This window comes from Lentibacillus halodurans, assembly GCF_900112045.1.
GTDB classification, from domain to species: domain Bacteria; phylum Bacillota; class Bacilli; order Bacillales; family Amphibacillaceae; genus Lentibacillus; species Lentibacillus halodurans.
In genome coordinates this window covers 12807-29939 of sequence record NZ_FOJW01000003.1, presented here as the reverse complement: position 1 = coordinate 29939, position 17133 = coordinate 12807, and the positions used below count along the sequence as shown (strand labels likewise).

Annotated in this window: 18 protein-coding genes, 1 pseudogene and 1 CRISPR repeat array; of the genes and pseudogenes, 2 read left to right on the top strand and 17 right to left on the bottom strand. The window is 39.0% G+C overall.

Going from position 1 to position 17133, the window contains the following annotated elements:
• Position 1: 1 nt before the first annotated feature.
• Positions 2–291: direct repeats of the CRISPR family, unit length 29 nt; unit sequence GTTTATATCCCACTATGTTCAGATATAAC.
• 179 nt (positions 292–470) lie between these two features.
• The 9 genes from cas2 to BM195_RS04475 form a co-directional block, all read right to left on the bottom strand.
• Complete coding sequence (gene cas2, locus BM195_RS04515; protein WP_090234266.1) at positions 471–734, bottom strand: CRISPR-associated endonuclease Cas2; 264 nt, start codon at positions 732–734, stop codon at positions 471–473.
• 2 nt (positions 735–736) lie between these two features.
• Positions 737–1726: a type I-B CRISPR-associated endonuclease Cas1b gene (gene cas1b / locus BM195_RS04510; RefSeq protein WP_090234263.1), complete on the bottom strand. Its 990-nt coding sequence runs from the start codon at positions 1724–1726 to the stop codon at positions 737–739.
• A complete protein-coding gene (gene cas4, locus BM195_RS04505; protein WP_090234260.1) occupies positions 1727–2221 on the bottom strand; it encodes a CRISPR-associated protein Cas4 in 495 nt (164 codons plus the stop codon). It abuts the gene before it with no gap.
• 14 nt (positions 2222–2235) lie between these two features.
• On the bottom strand, positions 2236–4461 hold the full coding sequence (locus BM195_RS04500) for a CRISPR-associated helicase/endonuclease Cas3 (protein WP_090234258.1): 2226 nt from the start codon (positions 4459–4461) through the stop codon (positions 2236–2238).
• Between the two features lie 56 nt (positions 4462–4517).
• Positions 4518–5228: a type I-B CRISPR-associated protein Cas5b gene (gene cas5b / locus BM195_RS04495; protein ID WP_090234256.1), complete on the bottom strand. Its 711-nt coding sequence runs from the start codon at positions 5226–5228 to the stop codon at positions 4518–4520.
• Positions 5225–6115 carry a type I-B CRISPR-associated protein Cas7/Cst2/DevR gene (gene cas7i / locus BM195_RS04490; protein WP_090234254.1) on the bottom strand — a complete coding sequence of 297 codons (891 nt, stop codon included), beginning with the start codon at positions 6113–6115 and terminating at the stop codon, positions 5225–5227. The genes cas5b and cas7i overlap by 4 nt, the downstream gene beginning before the upstream one ends.
• Entirely contained in the window at positions 6108–7805 is a 1698-nt protein-coding gene (locus BM195_RS04485) for a hypothetical protein (protein ID WP_090234251.1), read from the bottom strand. Before BM195_RS04485 ends, cas7i begins: the two co-directional genes overlap by 8 nt.
• Positions 7806–8522 carry a CRISPR-associated endoribonuclease Cas6 gene (cas6, locus tag BM195_RS04480; protein WP_090234247.1) on the bottom strand — a complete coding sequence of 239 codons (717 nt, stop codon included), beginning with the start codon at positions 8520–8522 and terminating at the stop codon, positions 7806–7808.
• Positions 8523–8686: 164 nt separating this feature from the next.
• The gene (locus tag BM195_RS04475; protein ID WP_090234244.1) at positions 8687–9469 is read right to left on the bottom strand and encodes a carbon-nitrogen family hydrolase; all 783 of its coding nucleotides are present in this window, start codon (positions 9467–9469) and stop codon (positions 8687–8689) included.
• Positions 9470–9825: 356 nt separating this feature from the next.
• Here BM195_RS04475 and BM195_RS04470 point away from each other — a divergent pair.
• Positions 9826–10167, top strand: a pseudogene (locus tag BM195_RS04470) (helix-turn-helix transcriptional regulator); the annotation flags it as partial.
• Here the strand turns inward: BM195_RS04470 and BM195_RS04465 are convergent.
• Positions 10157–10600, bottom strand: a complete 444-nt coding sequence (locus tag BM195_RS04465) for an ATP-binding cassette domain-containing protein (RefSeq protein WP_090234242.1) — start codon at positions 10598–10600, stop codon at positions 10157–10159. The pseudogene BM195_RS04470 and the gene BM195_RS04465 sit on opposite strands and share 11 nt — an antisense overlap.
• A gap of 134 nt (positions 10601–10734) precedes the next feature.
• Between BM195_RS04465 and BM195_RS18790 the strand changes: the two genes are divergently transcribed.
• Entirely contained in the window at positions 10735–10857 is a 123-nt protein-coding gene (locus BM195_RS18790) for a hypothetical protein (RefSeq protein ID WP_280141235.1), read from the top strand.
• 67 nt (positions 10858–10924) lie between these two features.
• Here the strand turns inward: BM195_RS18790 and BM195_RS04460 are convergent, their stop codons facing one another.
• The 7 genes from BM195_RS04460 to BM195_RS04430 all read right to left on the bottom strand — a co-directional run bounded on the left by BM195_RS04460 (position 10925) and on the right by BM195_RS04430 (position 16697).
• Positions 10925–11278, bottom strand: coding sequence for a DUF779 domain-containing protein (locus BM195_RS04460; RefSeq protein WP_090234239.1), 354 nt, complete (start codon positions 11276–11278; stop codon positions 10925–10927).
• Between the two features lie 165 nt (positions 11279–11443).
• The gene (exaC, locus tag BM195_RS04455; protein WP_090234237.1) at positions 11444–12964 is read right to left on the bottom strand and encodes an acetaldehyde dehydrogenase ExaC; all 1521 of its coding nucleotides are present in this window, start codon (positions 12962–12964) and stop codon (positions 11444–11446) included.
• A 339-nt stretch (positions 12965–13303) separates the two neighbouring features.
• The gene (locus BM195_RS04450) at positions 13304–13489 is read right to left on the bottom strand and encodes a cold-shock protein (protein ID WP_090234234.1); all 186 of its coding nucleotides are present in this window, start codon (positions 13487–13489) and stop codon (positions 13304–13306) included.
• 131 nt (positions 13490–13620) lie between these two features.
• Positions 13621–14349, bottom strand: coding sequence for a Cof-type HAD-IIB family hydrolase (locus BM195_RS04445; RefSeq protein ID WP_090234233.1), 729 nt, complete (start codon positions 14347–14349; stop codon positions 13621–13623).
• The gene (locus BM195_RS04440; protein WP_090234231.1) at positions 14350–15525 is read right to left on the bottom strand and encodes an MDR family MFS transporter; all 1176 of its coding nucleotides are present in this window, start codon (positions 15523–15525) and stop codon (positions 14350–14352) included.
• Positions 15526–15604: 79 nt separating this feature from the next.
• The gene (locus BM195_RS04435; RefSeq protein ID WP_090234229.1) at positions 15605–16105 is read right to left on the bottom strand and encodes a DUF1648 domain-containing protein; all 501 of its coding nucleotides are present in this window, start codon (positions 16103–16105) and stop codon (positions 15605–15607) included.
• Between the two features lie 10 nt (positions 16106–16115).
• The gene (locus BM195_RS04430) at positions 16116–16697 is read right to left on the bottom strand and encodes a pyroglutamyl-peptidase I (protein WP_090234226.1); all 582 of its coding nucleotides are present in this window, start codon (positions 16695–16697) and stop codon (positions 16116–16118) included.
• Positions 16698–17133: the final 436 nt, after the last annotated feature.

Sequence of the window (17133 nt, the reverse complement as noted above, 5' to 3'; positions counted from 1 at the left end):
AGTTTATATCCCACTATGTTCAGATATAACTAGGTTATTAACCTCTTGCAAATCTGCTTCATTTTCGTTTATATCCCACTATGTTCAGATATAACATGGTTTTGTGGAAGATACAATAAACAAGGTAACAGAGTTTATATCCCACTATGTTCAGATATAACGATTTGACTGAAAATGTCCTTGATGCTTCACGCTCTTGTTTATATCCCACTATGTTCAGATATAACGAAAGATGACGCTATAGACGCTATTAGATACGCATGTTTATATCCCACTATGTTCAGATATAACCCCCGCAAAAATTAGATGAAAAACCCCATGAAATCAATATTCATGGAAGCTGCTCAAACTGACTTTTGCAGTAAACCATCAGTCTTAAAATAATAGATGTAAAGAAAATGGATCCACTAACTGTATTATACCAATGTTTTGAAACTATTTCTATCCATTCCAGGTCTACTGCAAATACCCTATAAAAACAAATCATCAAAGGATTTTTCTACACCGTATGCTGTCTTATTGATATAATTAGGATTTTTTACCTCATATACATAAATTGAGTCGACCTCAGGATTTATAATCGATTCAATTTCATCCAGACATTGCAGTAATAATGTCTTCGTAATTTGACCTTCAAACACAGAATTTTGTGACCATGTGAGGTATTCCTTCAATTTTTTGCACACTTTCCCTACCCGCTTAACACCAACATCATATGTGATTATAACAAACACATCTACCACCACGCTTTTAATGGTTTGTATTTTTTGTCGCCGATAAAATGCTTAATCAACTTATAACACTCAAGTCTGATGAAATATTTATAGGAGACGTTTCTTTTTAACCTACGATGTCTTATCGTCGTCCCAAGTTTCTCGTTCCACTCTTTAATAAATTTCTTTTTTCCTGAATCATTCAAAATAACCATTTCCTCCAGAAATTCAAAATCTGATATTTTAATTTGTTTACGATTTAACAACGCAAATATAACCGAATCTACTAATAAAGGCTTGAAAATCTCTGCGATATCCAAACTTAATGAAAATCTTTTAGTAGAAGGTTCATGCAGGAAGCTGACAGTTGGATCTAAATGAGTTTTATAGATCTCAGTTAAAACGGCTGTATAGCACATACTATTCCCAAATGATATCAAGGCATTCAAGGGATCCTTGGGTGGTCGTTTTGTCCGTTCATCAAAAGCAAATTCATCTGGTAAAAAATAGTTAAATGACGAATAATATAGTTGTCTGAGCGTTCCTTCTACTCCCATGATTTCAGGCACACGGTTAACATTTTCTAACGAATCCAGGTTCAATTGCATACTCTCAATCACCGATTTTACTTCCTCATACTTTTTGTAATTTCTTAGATTACGCATCATGTGAAAAGCACTGCTATAAACGAACTGCTTTGCTAAGTATCCCCTTCTATCCTTAGCTAAATAATGGCTGCTCTGATTAACGACAGTAAAACCGGACACCTTCTTTGACCGAGGATAATACGTACCATTATAAAAACCATAATAATTATAGAAGTGAAGCCTGACCTCATGCTTTGTCAGCAAATTTAAAAACTCGGTATTGAAATCTACACTGCCAAACACATATATGTTTTCCATCTGATGTACCGGCAATGATCTTTTATTATTTTCTTCATCGATAAAATAAAAAGTATTATTCTTTCGACGCATCCTGCCGCTTTTGAAGATGTAGTAATCTTTATTCACTTACTCCTCACCTTCTTCCGCATAACAAAAATCGTAATAGGCACACTTTGTACAAATCGGTGAATTAATAACTTCTGGCGGATAAGATTGTTCAGTAATCTCGTAAATATCTTCTATTATGTCTTCTAACACTTTTTCATCTTCTTTTGTCAGGACCACATCTTCCGTTCGTTTTTCCTTGGTATAACTGATCAAACCTTTTTTGTTAAGCCCCCGTTTTTTGAGTTCATACAAATAAAACAATAACTGCCACTTGTTTGCTTTAGTCATCTTGCTTGAAACTTTGATCTCTCTGACATATTCCCCATCAATAGCATCTATTTTAAAATTGTCCACTGTAAGTTCTTTCTTATCAGAATTTTTGTAGGCTCGTTCATGTAAAATTTTCCCTGTTTGTACTCGTTCATGACCTTCTTCAAGTTGAATGTTCTTAGAGAATAACCACAACTTCCGATGACATACAAAATAATAATGGATATGAACGCCACTGATCATGTCATCAACTCCTATCAATCAAATATGATCGTGTTTTTCGATTCGATTTTTCCGTTCAAACCTACCCCGCTCAATGTATCAGGATCAAAGTCATATTCAACGTCTAAAATTTCGATATAAGGCAATATATTGTATTTTCTTCCGTCTTTTCCTGTCTGATAAAAATCAATCGGTGTTCTTTCACTTTTGTATTTATGCTTTGGTACTGAAACCATAAAACCTTCTATCTTCCTGCGTAATTTTGTGCGTTCCTGCGAATCTTTTTCAATTTCTAATGTTTCAAGCAAACCTATTATTTCATCATATATATTTCTTGGAATAACATTAACCGACTGGATACCACGCAAGATTTTTTGAGCCTCCTCATTAGTATATTGATAATCTTCCAAGTGATTTAATTTATGGACTGCATGGATAAAATCTTGATAGAACTTTGAACCTTTCAACTCCTCTTTAGAATATATTTTTTTAACTAATTCAACTTTGTCCTTTTCGTTTAACTGTCTATTATCGAATGATTGTAAATATCTTTCAGTTAAATCTAAAATATCCTCATCATAAACATACTTTCTACCAGATACGTCTTCTGTGTAAATATATACATTCGGATTTTGGTGTTCCAGTTCCCGTTTTCGGTAACAACGGCCAAATCGCTGCAATAGGCTGTCAATTGTAGAAAGCTCAGTAAATAAGACATCAAAATCAATATCTATGGACGCTTCTACCAGTTGTGTTGTAATCCAAATACCGTTTTCTTCTTCATCGGCGAATCGTCTTATCTCATTTTCCAACAATGCACGATCACGCTGAATAAAGCGAGAATGCAATAAATAAACATTTTCACGCTCTAATTGGCTAAAAAGTTCTATTGCTCTGTCGACGGTATTAACAATAACCAGTACCTTTTGATTTGCTGCCATTTCTATGATGCGATTTGTGGCATCGCTAATCGGCATATTTTGCAGACTGATTCTATGTCTAATAAAAGATTCATCCACAAATTCATTTTCTATTGTATTATTATCTAAGATGCCTCTTTCAGCCAATTCATCCAAATAAATTTGTGGCATTGTAGCCGTCATAATCATGAATTTTCCGCCAATTTTATGAATCATCTCAATCGCCTTGAGAAGTACTGCCACTATCCATGGGTTATATGCCTGAATTTCATCAATAATAACTTTAGAATAAGCCATAGTAGCAAAAAACTTTTCATAGCCTTTAAACTTAAATGGAAATTTCAATACTTGATCAATCGTTGTGAACAATAGTTTATTCGAGAAGTTTTTGGACTGATCAAAAATGATTTCCCAGTCTTCATCACCATTTTCATCTAAATGTGAAGCACTTGTACCATGTAGCAATCCAACATTTTTATAATTCAGATCACTATGGACACGGTCATAAAGCGCATTTAAAGAAACACGGATTGGAAGCGTGAAAAACGTTTTATCTTTTCCAGCCCAAAGTAAGGAAGCCTCCGTTTTTCCTATTCCTGTCTGAGCAACGATGATGAGATTCTTATCTTGGTTTTTGTATGTGAATTCCTGGAGTGGTCGAAGTGAATTCTGTCCAAAATTTTCTTGCATATAATTGTGTGTTAATTCAGCAATATTGGTATCGGTATCAACCTCTATAGGAACATGAGCAGACGCAGCGTGGTCTAAACGATGAAGTAATCCTTTTATTAGGATGTATAGATAATAAGTATTCTTGTCGTCTTTTATTTCTATTATTCGATCCTCAGGCTTTATAGGATTTGTAATTTTAAACTTCTTTTGATTTTTGTCCGGTACGGTAAGCTCCATTTCTTCAGCTACCTTATTGAAATGGTGTATCAGTTCTTCCTGATATACTTTACTTAAAAACGCTACATCTGGCTGCGTATTGCGTTCATGGTGATAGGCAATTGCCTGAACAAGCACCCTTCTCTCGTTTTTACTAAGGTTCCAGTTTGAAACTGGTAAAAAAAATGGCGATAAGTAATTATGCGGTATGTGACCAAAATTGGATAAACTAACAGCTTTGTTTGTTTTTAGCGCCCGATGCATCTTGGCCTGAAAATCATTATTTACTTTTCCCAAATCATGATATTGTGCGGCTTTATACAATAGATCCCATATTTTATATTCAGGTATTTTGTCAAAATAAGCGTTTTTCAATACAGCAAACCTTTTCAGCAACTCGTCTGTATGTTCTTTTAATGTTTCCATTTCAGGTCTTGTTTTGGCAATGAACATTTAGATCACCTCATTTTTTAAAAAAGCCAATGGGGATGAGTCCCATTGGCTGTTGTCTACTGATTCCAGAAAACCGGATAGTCGTCATCGTCAATTAATATCGGGCTATTGAAATAATCTTCATTAATTTCTTCATTCCCGACTAAATAGATGGAAGGTATCTTATTCCACTCTCTGATACCTTTTTTTATCGTATACGTCCAGTTTAGTAAGTAAGGCACCCCCAAACCATCCTCAGCAAATTGCTCCTTTGGTACAAAAATGGAATGCTTTGTCTTACATTCGTCTGTCTCTTTTAGTGTTACAAAATCAATCTCATCAATTCGCATAAGATCTTCATGCCTGCCAAGTGATACAAACGAATTTATTTCCTGGAAAGCTTTATATATATTATTGAGCACCTTTTTTTCAGCATTTATATGAAGTACTAGCTCAACATTATAAAGCATATGGGTGTACAATGGCATGGAGGTCATTACATCACTTGAATAATCAGGTGCCTGACTTGCAATTCCATCTAATACAATAGGCATGGCGAATTCATGCTTCTTTACAAAATACGTTTTCCGATAGTCAACCAACTGACTTTCGTAATTACCCTGTACAGATAAAGAAAATGGAATTAGCTTGTCCGCATTCAAAACAGTATGGATCATCCCTTTAACTGTCGAATAGGGTGGAAGTGGGTATGTTTCTGTAACCTTGTTGGCAAACGGTTTTTTATAACACACTGTCTCCTGAAATGCTTTGATTCTCAATACCCTCATACTGAAACACCGTAATATTGGTCAACCTGTTTTTCCAAATTCTCATAAAACTCATCAACAGTTCCTGTGTTAGCGATATTGGAGAATTCATTTGCATTCTTGAAGATACCCCGAACATATCCAATATTGGTTCCGTCTTTTATTGATGAACCGAAAACATTTGATTTAACAGTATCTTCTAGTGATGAAATGTTTAATTGATCTTTATCCTCAAGCGATACACGTCCTTGAAAAAATGGATTTGGAATAGGGTATGCACCACCAATCACAAACAACGGGGAAAGGTTTTCCTGTCTGCCCCTAATTTCACGGTTTAAAAATTTGGTAACCCCCAAGAATTGCTTTACCCGGCTGATTTTTTCTTCTGTACTTAACTCAACCTCCTCATCAATACCTACACGTGACAAGTCAATAGTTACCGTATAAGCATAATAGCTGATATGCTGTTCAATCGTTGCCAGATTTGAGTCTTCGTTTATTCTTGAAGCAAGTCCCATATTATTCAAAAATTCAAGGTCACTCTTATATGGCTCTAACGAAATAGCATGGCTTAACCGAACAACAGCTGACCGTTTAGCAGCACCTGTTTTGGCTTTAGTCTTCATATAGCCAAATAGATCCATTTCAACCGAATCATCTATCGTACACTTTTCCTTAAATTGAATGACACGCTGCTCTTTGTCCACCACATCTAAATTCCAGTCGAAAAACTGATTGCCCAGACGCACCATGTCATAACGCAAACTTTGCCTGGATGCAAATGAATAAACCCCGCCATCACCACGATGGAACTTTTTCAACTCGGAAATATTTGCAGTTCCCTCGCCATAGTTTAATGAATTCGCCCGAAATACAACTGTAAATGTAATCGCTTTATTATTAGGCATTTTTAACTTCCCCTTCCTCTTTAGGTTTAGAAATTAATCCGGTAATCCATGCGTTTGCAACTGTTTCAAAATCCATATTATTTTCATGCAAAGCTTCCAAAAGTAGCGATGGCATCTCCAAGTCGCTGGAAATATACACTCTCATAACCGTATCCATAAAGGTATTCCTATTTCCTGCCTGAACAGAATTCAATAAACGGTAAGCAATTCCTTGCGCCTTCTTTAGCCCAATTTTGTTTCGAACATTCTCTGCACTCTTGTACAAGACCCAAATATACTTTTGTTGTTTTTCAGGATCCATATAATTCACGCCCTCCCTTAAATAAAATTGATTATAGTGCCTCAATATTGTCATGAACATCACTTCTAAAGGTGGATAATTGCTTTTGATTTTATCCCGGAGTGTCTCAAAAATAAATCCTTTCGTGTCTATATTCTTAAGCAGGTATTTTATAAACGTAATCCGGTTTTTGTAAAAAAGATTACCAAACAACTTACTGTGCTTTTCAAATAGATGTATTAAATTGGGGGTTAGAATCATATAATCCAACAACGTTTTTTTAGCCTGATAATCTGATTCGTACTCCAAAATAAGATAATTTTTTTTCAGCATATCTGTTCTTAACTTTTGCTCGCTCACAAGGTCAAAAACGACTTCATCAAATGACATTTCTCTATCAGACTCTGTATAATAATGCTCGTTGGCATGATAAACTTGATCAAAAGAGCCATCAAACTGAACAAACACGGATTTGCCATTTGAAACAGTTGCCCCAGCCGGTGCACAGAACAGTAATAACTTTGCTAAAGCACTAATAGGAAAAAAATTTTCGCCCTCGCTGTTCCAAGTGATATTCAAGGAATTTCCAAGACTCAATGCCAAAGGTGAGAAGACACTTTCTTCAAATGAAAATAGTCCCAATGGAAAATCTGTCAAGCTACATTTAAGAATTTCCTCGTCTATGTATTGTTCTATCTCTTGTGTGCTTTTCTTCTTAAATGTTTGTTTCAATGATGAAAGCGGGTGTTTGTTGTTAGTCTCTGTTAATAGTTCGAGGCATTTGTCATGTTCCCCTTGTTCTAATAGGCTCAGGAAATCCCACTCATCCAATACCGGTTTAACATAGTCATTTGAAAACAGCTCTTTTTGTTCATGAACAGTAAGAGAGTTTTTGGTTACATTCAGAAAGCTCGGCTGGCCAAAATAAGGTTGAAAATATACCGCCTTAAACCAATTACAGGTTAGCTTTTCATCTATTTCTTTTGTATGGATTCCCTCAATAATGTCGTTCAGCCATTCATCCATTTCCTCTTTATACGCTTTTTCTGATCGATAACGCTTCACATTATCGATCACACTCCGGCCGGATTTGTGTTCCTTGAAATACTTACCAATCTTTGTATCGATTTCTTTTAATCGTTTGTTTAATTCTGATTTATACTTTTTCCCTCCATTCTTCCAGTGGTTGTGCCAGCTTCTGAGAACTTTCTCATGTCTTTTGGCAACACTATATTTTTCCAAAAAATAATAAAAAAAGGCATCAGGCAATATCTTTAGCTGTTCTTTTTTAATATTTATTCCATCATCTGTTATTGGAACATTTACACCATAAGATTCCATTATTCTCTTGTAACCAACCATTCCTTGGGTTAAAGACCATTCGTTCATGGAAACATCGACTTCATTCATTTATTTCACCTCCTTCTCAATTTCTAGTAACCCTAATCCGAGTGATCTACGCATGCTCACACCGTTATCATATAAACATTGAAGATCATCTGGATCCCCTTGAAGTTGTATTAAGCCTTTGTTTGCTGTTAAATATAATGGTTCTTTCTGCTTCTGATGAAGATCTTCTTTCAAGACTTGTTTTGTCATCATTGTTTGCAGAACCTTAATAGGTTGCTTTGGTTCTCTGTTATAAATCTCTTGGATAATAAGATTAGCAACATATTGAAGTTCTTCACCAAAATTATGATCTGTGGCTAATAAAGGTTTTTCGTTCTTTGAATCTATCAATATTGGGGATAATGTCTTAAAAACAACATTTCCTTTTGTGATAGAGTTTTTTGGCAATAAGCTTTTCGATTTTAAAACAAGCCTTGATTCTCTGATGTAGTACGGATGTTCTTTTTTTGAACCATTTACGAGATGCATGATAAATTCGTAACTTGAACTTGATAAATTCAAATGCAATTTTTTTCCGTAAATAGTTTCCTGGTTGATTTCGAGGTTTGTTATATAAGTCGAATACGTAAAAGGCTTCATGTTTCGCTTGTTTTGAACAAAGAGCTTATCATAGTATGTCTGGGAACCTCTTTTTATCATTTCTTTGATAATGGATAACGTACCAAGCCTGTAACCAATCGGAATAGATTCCATATCAAAGACTAATTTTACTCTCATTAATTCATCACCACCTTTCTATATTTTTAATTATACGACAATTTCTATCATATTTGTTACTTTTTACTTAATTACTTGTAAAAAATAACAATAAGATATGACTAATTTCATCCTAACAAACGAGTTATACAAAAAAATGCACACCCCAAACAAATCTCTAAAACCTAGTACCTTTCCTCCCGCCTATCCCGAAATATCGGTATCTGCTGCCGTACGTCATCCACCTTATCCAAATCAATTTCAGTCAGGACCATTTTCTCATCGCTGCCGCCTTCAGTAACTATTTCGCCCCATGGATCAACGACAAGTGACATGCCACCAAATTCATTGTTTGGATCAGCCCCAACGCGATTGCAAGCGACAACAAAACATTGATTTTCTATCGCTCGAGCCTGCAGCAGTGTGCGCCAATGATCGATACGTGGTTCTGGCCATTCCGCTACGACATACATGACTTTCGCACCATTCACGGCTGATTTGCGTATCCATTCCGGGAATCGGATGTCATAGCAGATGAAGCCGGCCGATGGAACACCGTCTAATTCAAAATCAGCCTCATCCTTCCCCTCGACCAGATGTAAGTGTTCATCCATCAACTGGAACAAATGCAGCTTACTGTATTTGTGGACAAGCTCGCCATTCGCGTCGACCACAAGCATTGTATTTTTCATCCCGTCATCTGCCTGTTCGGCAACAGATCCACCAACAATGACAACATTCAACTCTTCTGCCAAATCACTTAAAAACTCAGTCGTTGCTTTTGCCTCTCGGTCTGCCAACATGTCAAACCTTTTTAAATCATAACCCGTATCCCATAATTCCGGCAGTACAATAATGTCCGCACCCGTGCTGGCAGCGTCCATCACCCACTTGGAAACGCGGGCAAAATTAACTTTCGGATCACCATACGCTACATCCATCTGAATCAGCGCAATTTTCTTCATCATATCAGCAAATACCTCCCAGAAAATTAGACTGCTTCTACAACTTCAATGGAATTTATACCAGAAAGAGGAGCATGAAAATTATTTTTTAAAGTAATGCCCCCAAACCGATTTCTAATACGATTGTAATATAAACAGATACATGAAAACATCCCTGCCTTCACATCCTGCTACAAACACAAACAATCGAATCCCTGTCATATATTGTGATTCAACATTACAATAATTGATAACAAATTAAAAAATTTGCAGCATCATGAACCTATTACTGAATGAAAAACCCTGCATAAGTGTGCACAAAATGTCGGTTGGAAACATGCAGCTCCTGCTACGCTAATGGTGAATAGGAGGTCATATAGATGGATTTTCTTAAAAGAATGAATCGCGCCATGAATTATATTGAAGAAAGTCTGACGGAGAAAATTGACGTTAAAGAAGCAACAATGCTAACTTATAACTCAGAATATCACTTTAAAAGAATGTTTTCTTTATGGCTGGTGTAACCCTATCGTCCGCAGACGCCTTACTTTAGCAGCTTTTGAATTGAAACTAGCCAAATGAAAGTTATTGATGCTGCGATAAAATATGGCTATAATTCTCCGAATGCTTTTACCAGGGCTTTTCAAAGCTTGCATGGGATCACACCAACAAAAGCGAGGGAAAACAGCTATCAACTCAAAGCTTATCCGCCTATGACCTTCGGGAAAGATTGTTAACCAGTTCGTATTTTTTGTCCTGTAGCTGGAACAGTGTGAGTAATTCATTTACGCGTACTTGAATTTCTTTTTTGGAATCACCGCGGTTTCCGGCAAAATATTCAAGGTTTTCCAAAACAGTCAGCCGCCAATACAAGTTGCGGTTCCCTTCCAGAACTGCACTGATATGGCGGAGTGCTTTGTTACGGTCTTTGACACTGTCAAATCCATTTATGGTAACTGAACCTTGATCCGGAACGAGCAGTCCGCAAATGGTTTTGATCGTTGTTGTTTTTCCGGCACCATTCGGACCAAGTAATCCGACAATTTCGCCTTTCCCGACATCAAATGAAACATCACTCACAGCGATGAACTTCTGCTTGGATTTTCGTTTTTTGTATACTTTGTGTATGCCTTTTACAGTGATGATTAATTCCATAATTCCCAATCCCCTTTCAACATGTGATACATTCATTATACTGTTTATTTTGAATTGCACATCGGCCAATTGATGTTTTTTATATCAGTCCCGAGGATGACACGCATCTCATCTCTAGGAGGACATGTCTCGGAGTGATGGTAGGGTTTCGGATTGAAGGTTGTATTGTTGGACTGGAAACTGGGTTCTCCGGCGGAAGTTTGCTTTCACATGAACGGAGGCAAATGATTGCGCTGACTACTCTCAAGCCGACATAGATGGGTCAAGTCCTTGTTCCACACACAAAAAAATCCATGCAGGAATCTAACCTGCATGGATTGTTTCCTAATTTAAAGCTTTCCGTTCGTCTTCATTGAACACCCTGGATCTCGTCAGGAATCGCTTTCCCGCGGGGCCTTCCAATGAGAACATTCCGCCCCGGCCGTCTACGGCATCGATAATCAGCTGCGTGTGCTTCCAATATTCATATTGATCTTTTGATATATAGAAAGGTGTTTCTCCGATTTCTCCGAGTAGCACATCTGACTCACCGACCCGGAACTCACCACGGGGATAGCACATTGGCGAGCTTCCATCACAACAACCGCCTGACTGATGAAACATGAGCGGTCCATGTATTTCGGCCAGGGTATCAATCAGCTTCAGCGCTTCATCAGTCGCCGTTACACGTTCAACCATTCCTCACACCCTTTCATTAGCACTGTGATTTGGGATGCTGCTAAGACTTTTGCTCATCTGCAGACCAACGCACGCTTCTGTTGATTTTTCCCTCTCATCTACAGATTAACGCTCTCTTCTGTCGATTTCTCTGCATTCTTCTCGTCTGTTTGCTTTTTCTGTCCTTTAAAATAATCCGGCCGGACCTTCACTGTAACTGATTAAAAGATTCTTCGTCTGCTGGTAGTGACCAAGCATCATTAAATGATTCTCGCGGCCGATACCCGATTTCTTGTAGCCGCCAAACGCAGCATGTGCCGGATACTGATGATAGCAATTTGTCCAGACACGTCCTGCTTCGATGCCGCGGCCAAAGCGATATGCGGTATTGATATTCCGTGTCCAGACCCCGGCACCAAGACCGTACAGCGTATCATTAGCGACTTCCATTGCTTCATCATCGTCTTTAAACGTTGTGACAGCAAGCACCGGCCCGAAAATCTCTTCCTGGAAGATGCGCATTTTGTTGTTTCCTTTAAAAATCGTCGGTTCAATATAGTACCCTTCTTCCATATCACCGTCCAGCTTATTGACTCCCCCGCCGACGAGAACTTCTGCATCTTCCTGCTTGCCGATATCCAAATACGATTTAATTTTCTCCATTTGCTCTTGAGACGCTTGTGCTCCCATCATCGTATCTGTATCAAGCGGGTGTCCGATCTTAATTTCATTGACCCGCTTGATCGCACGTTCCATAAACGTATCATAAATCGATTCATGAACCAATGCTCTTGACGGGCATGTGCATACTTCCCCCTGATTCAAGGCAAACATGACGAGTCCTTCAATGGCTTTATCCAGAAATCCGTCGTCTTTATCCATTACATCAGGGAAGAAAATATTCGGTGATTTGCCGCCGAGCTCGAGCGTTACGGGAATGATGTTTTCCGAAGCATATTGCATGATCAACCTGCCAGTCGTTGTTTCACCGGTAAACGCTATTTTGGAAACCCGGCTGTTGGATGCAAGCGGCTTTCCTGCTTCCACCCCAAATCCATTAACAACGTTGACAACACCTGCCGGCAACAGATCCCTAATTAAATCGAGCAAAACATGAATCGATACCGGTGTCTGCTCCGCCGGTTTCAAGACAACACAATTTCCAGCAGCTAGTGCCGGCGCAAGCTTCCACGTTGCCATCAAAATTGGGAAATTCCATGGGATGATTTGTCCGACGACACCGAGCGGCTCATGAAAGTGATAGGCTACCGTATCGTTGTCTATTTGACTGATACCACCTTCCTGTGCCCGGATGGCCCCGGCAAAATAGCGAAAATGGTCAACCGCCAGCGGCATGTCGGCAGCGAGGGGTTCCCTGACCGCCTTTCCATTGTCCCATGTTTCTGCAACCGCGAGCGTTTCCAGATTTTCTTCAATTCTGTCGGCTATTTTATTCAAAATGTTTGCCCGTTCTGCTACAGATGTTTTTCCCCACGCATCTTTCGCGGCATGTGCTGCCTCAACCGCCGCTTCTACATCTTCCTTCGTCGATCTGGCCATCTCGCAAAACACTTTTCCCGTCACAGGACTTACATTATCGAAATACTTCCCGTTTGCAGGCGGACGGTATTCCCCGCCAATATAATTGTCATATTGCTCCTGAAAATTGACAAAGGCACCTTCCGTATTTGGATTTGCATACTTCATTCTCTAATTCCTCCCCATATCATTGTAATCGTTTACAAAATTCGATGGATTTCTAGATGATGCCTCTACTTCAAATTATACAATTGATTTTTGAATTATGACAAGTATTTGATTTGTGGATAAAAAGACCACCCCTTCAAAAAGAGGTGGCTGTTTTAATTAAGAAACGCCGGTAAAAGCTATGTCCAATCTTGGAAAACTTGGCCTTCACCAAGTCCATGATAGTGAAAGCCAAGCTTTTCCTATATGTCAATTATCATTTGACGTTATAAAAAGATGCCTGCAATCGACATCCCCTTATCGAACGATTTATTTACAGAAACTTTACAGATTAGTCCTTTAATGTTCCAATTCAGGCAGAACTCGTACTTCCTTTTGCATGGAAGATTGACAAAGCGGACATTCAGGTTCTTCATTAAAACTGAACGATTCCCTCATCCATCCCGCACAGTCTTCATTGGTACATGACCATACATTCGTTTCCACTTCCGGAGCCGATTGTTTTGGTCCACGGGAAAATGACATGACAGCATCCCCTTTCACGGTATTAGAACTATTATACTCCTTGTTCATGAAATTGTAAAATTTAACTCTTGAAATGACTGGTATTACAGTATATGTTCAAATCTGCCAAATAGAAGGGGACCTGACCAATTTTAGAGCACAAATTTTTCAATGGCCTGGCCGACACCATGCTGATTATTTGTATCTGTTACATAATCAGCAACATTTTTTATAGCCTCCTGAGCATTCCCCATGGCAACACCGATTCCCGCCTCCTGAATCATTTTAATGTCATTCAAGCTGTCTCCTGCTGCCATTACATTTTCCATCGTAATACCGATTTCATCACAAACATGCTGGAGTGCACTTGCTTTACTGACACCCTTCGGATTGACTTCGATGTTTGTTGGAAGTGAGTTGGTCAATTCAAGATCATCATAATAGGAAAGCTCTTTGACGATAGTATCCAATTTTTCCGTATCATGGGAATCACAGCCGTATTTGAGCCATTCGTGATCGGAAAAATGATCCGGACCGTTTCCGTACCAAATCTTGTCAGTAGAAACCATCCAAGTATTGATCCCCATGTCGTCTGCCAGTTCCCACATCATTTGAACACGTTCCGGATTAAGCAAGTGACGTTCTCTTAATTCCTTGTCAACCGTCCAAATTTCACCGCCATTACACGTAATTAAATAAGACGACAAATTTAATGATTCAGCATACGGGTAGCATGAACTTAACCATCTTCCGGTGCTCAATACAACGTGGACATCTTTGGCCAATGCCTGCGCGATCTTTTCCCGATTGAAATCAGAAACAGCTTGTTCGCTATTTAACAATGTCCCATCCATATCCAGTGCGATTAACTTTATATCCATTCAGACGCTCCTTTTTTGTATCATTCCTTTGTCGTAAATGCGTGTTGTTATATATGGAATCAACAATAAGCCTAATAATACTAAAAATAATACCTTAATATTGAACAGATCAACTATCAAACCACCGAGAAATGGGCCAACCATCCGTCCCGCAGAACCAACACTGTTCACAATTCCCTGGTAAAATCCGGCACGGCCTTCTGGTGCCAATTTATGGGCGAGCGTCGGAACAGCTGGCCAGACAAGCATTTCGCCTATTGTTAAAATAACCATTGCTACGGCAAAAAATGCAAACGCATCAGCAAACATGGCAACGATAAACGAGCCGAGGAATATCGTCGTTCCAACATATATTTGCATCTTTTCCGATGTAATCCTGTTGGTGATCCATTTAATCAGCGGCTGTCCAATCACTATCAGAAAACCGTTTGCCGCCCATAATAAACTGTACCGATCAAGCGGAATACCGATATCCTGTGTATGTGAGGCGATCGTTGACTGCCACTGGCTGTAGGCAATCCATGTAATCATTAAACCGCTGCACAAAATGACTAAGGCGATAAAAGCTGATTTATCTTCAATTCGCTTGCTTTGTTCAATAACCGACGTATGCATACGATTATTCCGTTCCATATCCATGCCACGGTACGTTATCAATGTAAAGAGGAAAAACATCCCAAACAATGTGGCATTTGCGATAAAAACATAATCAAACGAAAAACTGGCAACATACCCGGCCAGTGCGGCACCAAGTGCTACACCGAAATTCCGGGAAACATAAATCGCATTAAAGGCTCGCCTTCCTCCTTCAGGCCAGACAGACCCCGCCATGGCAAACATGACCGGCCATGTCATTCCGGCACTGAAGCCGATCACGACGAGTAAAACCGAATATGGCACAATACTGTGATTAATAGCCAGGGTAACAGCTGAAGCAAAAGCGGTGCCGGTACCAATCAGGACGGTCTTGTAGGCACTGAACTTATCGAACAGCATGCCACCGACCAAATTTCCAACAATGGAAGCACCCTGATTCAACGCCAAAATGAACCCGGCAAAAGCAAGGGTTCTGCCGAGCTCATTATGCATATAGATCGTATTTAAAGGCCACAAAAACGAAGCGCCTGTCACATTAATCGCCGTTCCAATGACCAATAGCCAAACAAATTTAGGCAAGTCTATCAACCTACTTTTCTAACATCGTCGCGATTATTGTAATATATTTCGTGATGCTAAGCAATGAATCTATTTGGATTTATTGGCGACGCCGCATACACGGGATAAAAAGTGCGATAGTGCCAAGGGGGACGACAAACACAACCAAAACAAACCAAATGTCCAATGTGGCGGAATGACCCTGTGCCACATTGATCATCTCCCATGTTACATAGGAAAAGATCGCCATCATTTCAAAGTTAAAAATCGCCATCATCATACGTGCCAGTGGATAGATACGTGCTGCATTTTCCTCGGTTATGTTGACAGGCAAATTAAACAAATGAGGGACCATATTTAAAAAATAAAACATGATATACAGCAGCAGCGAAATGACCGGAAGCATAAAAATCATCGCTTTATTTCCCCAATTACCCACTTCACCTTGTGCATTAAAATGAATCGGGATCGTATCCGGCAGACTAGCGTATTTTAATGCCGCATACATAAAGGTCATTATGATAAGTACGATCGACGCAGAATGAAAAATCTTTTCCCATTTACCGGCAGGAACAGGGACTTTGGGCTGGGTAAAATTCATGAGTTCCCTCCTAAAGACTTTCAATACAAACTTTCACTGCCTGCAGCAAATCCTGCTGTGACCAGCTCGGCAGCTTTTTCTCAACAGCGAGCGCATGAGAAGCCGGCAGATGGATAAAACCGGCGGGACCGTCGAAATAATAGAGTCCATGATACATCACGTGATTACACAAATATGCCCCGGCTGTGTTGGATATTTCAGCCGGTAAACCTGCATTTTGAAGGTGTTTAACCATTTGACGGATGGGCAGTCTAGTAAACAAGCCGTCCGGACCATCCGCAAAAATCTTTTCTCCAACCGGTTTATAGCCTCCATTGTCCTGTGGTCCATCATTGCAATTGATCGCGATTCGCTCCGGTGTGATGCGGTTTCTGCCCGCAGCAAGACCTAATGAAATAATGGCATCAGGATTGTGGTCTTCAATGATATCAACGAGCTGTTTTCCCGATTTCTGGAAATCGACTGTTAATATGTCGCCTACTACTTGAAAGTTATTCATTTTCCTTTGATTAAGTTTCCGGACAATCTCAGCAGTCGGATTGATCGAAAAGGCCAGAAAAGGTTCAAACCCTGTAAGCAGCAGTTTCTTCAATGTCTAACCTCCATTTCCTATGCATTTTTCCAGTTTGCATCAAAATGTTTCCATAAACGATCATTACTAAAATGATAGCATATTTTTACAATGGAAACATGATGATCCATCAGTAATATTAGAAAAATGTCAGCCATTTTTGGATGATTTCTAAAGGATTGTGTTTTTTAATGGATCTCAAAGAAGACTCATGCAGGAAGTGCAGCAACGCGAGGCTTCGCAAGTGAAGTATAAAGCCGAGGAAACTTGCGGCTTGTCCACGGAAAGTGAAGGCTTTAACCACGAAGGCGATAGCCAAAAACGATATGGAAGACCCTTACTTTTTGATATGATAACCAAAAATTGTTTGCTCATTGTCAGATTTTCTCTTATAATGTAGAATAATTTCGGTTAATGTTACCGGTTTCATTTAAACTTATGAATCTATCAAGGAGGG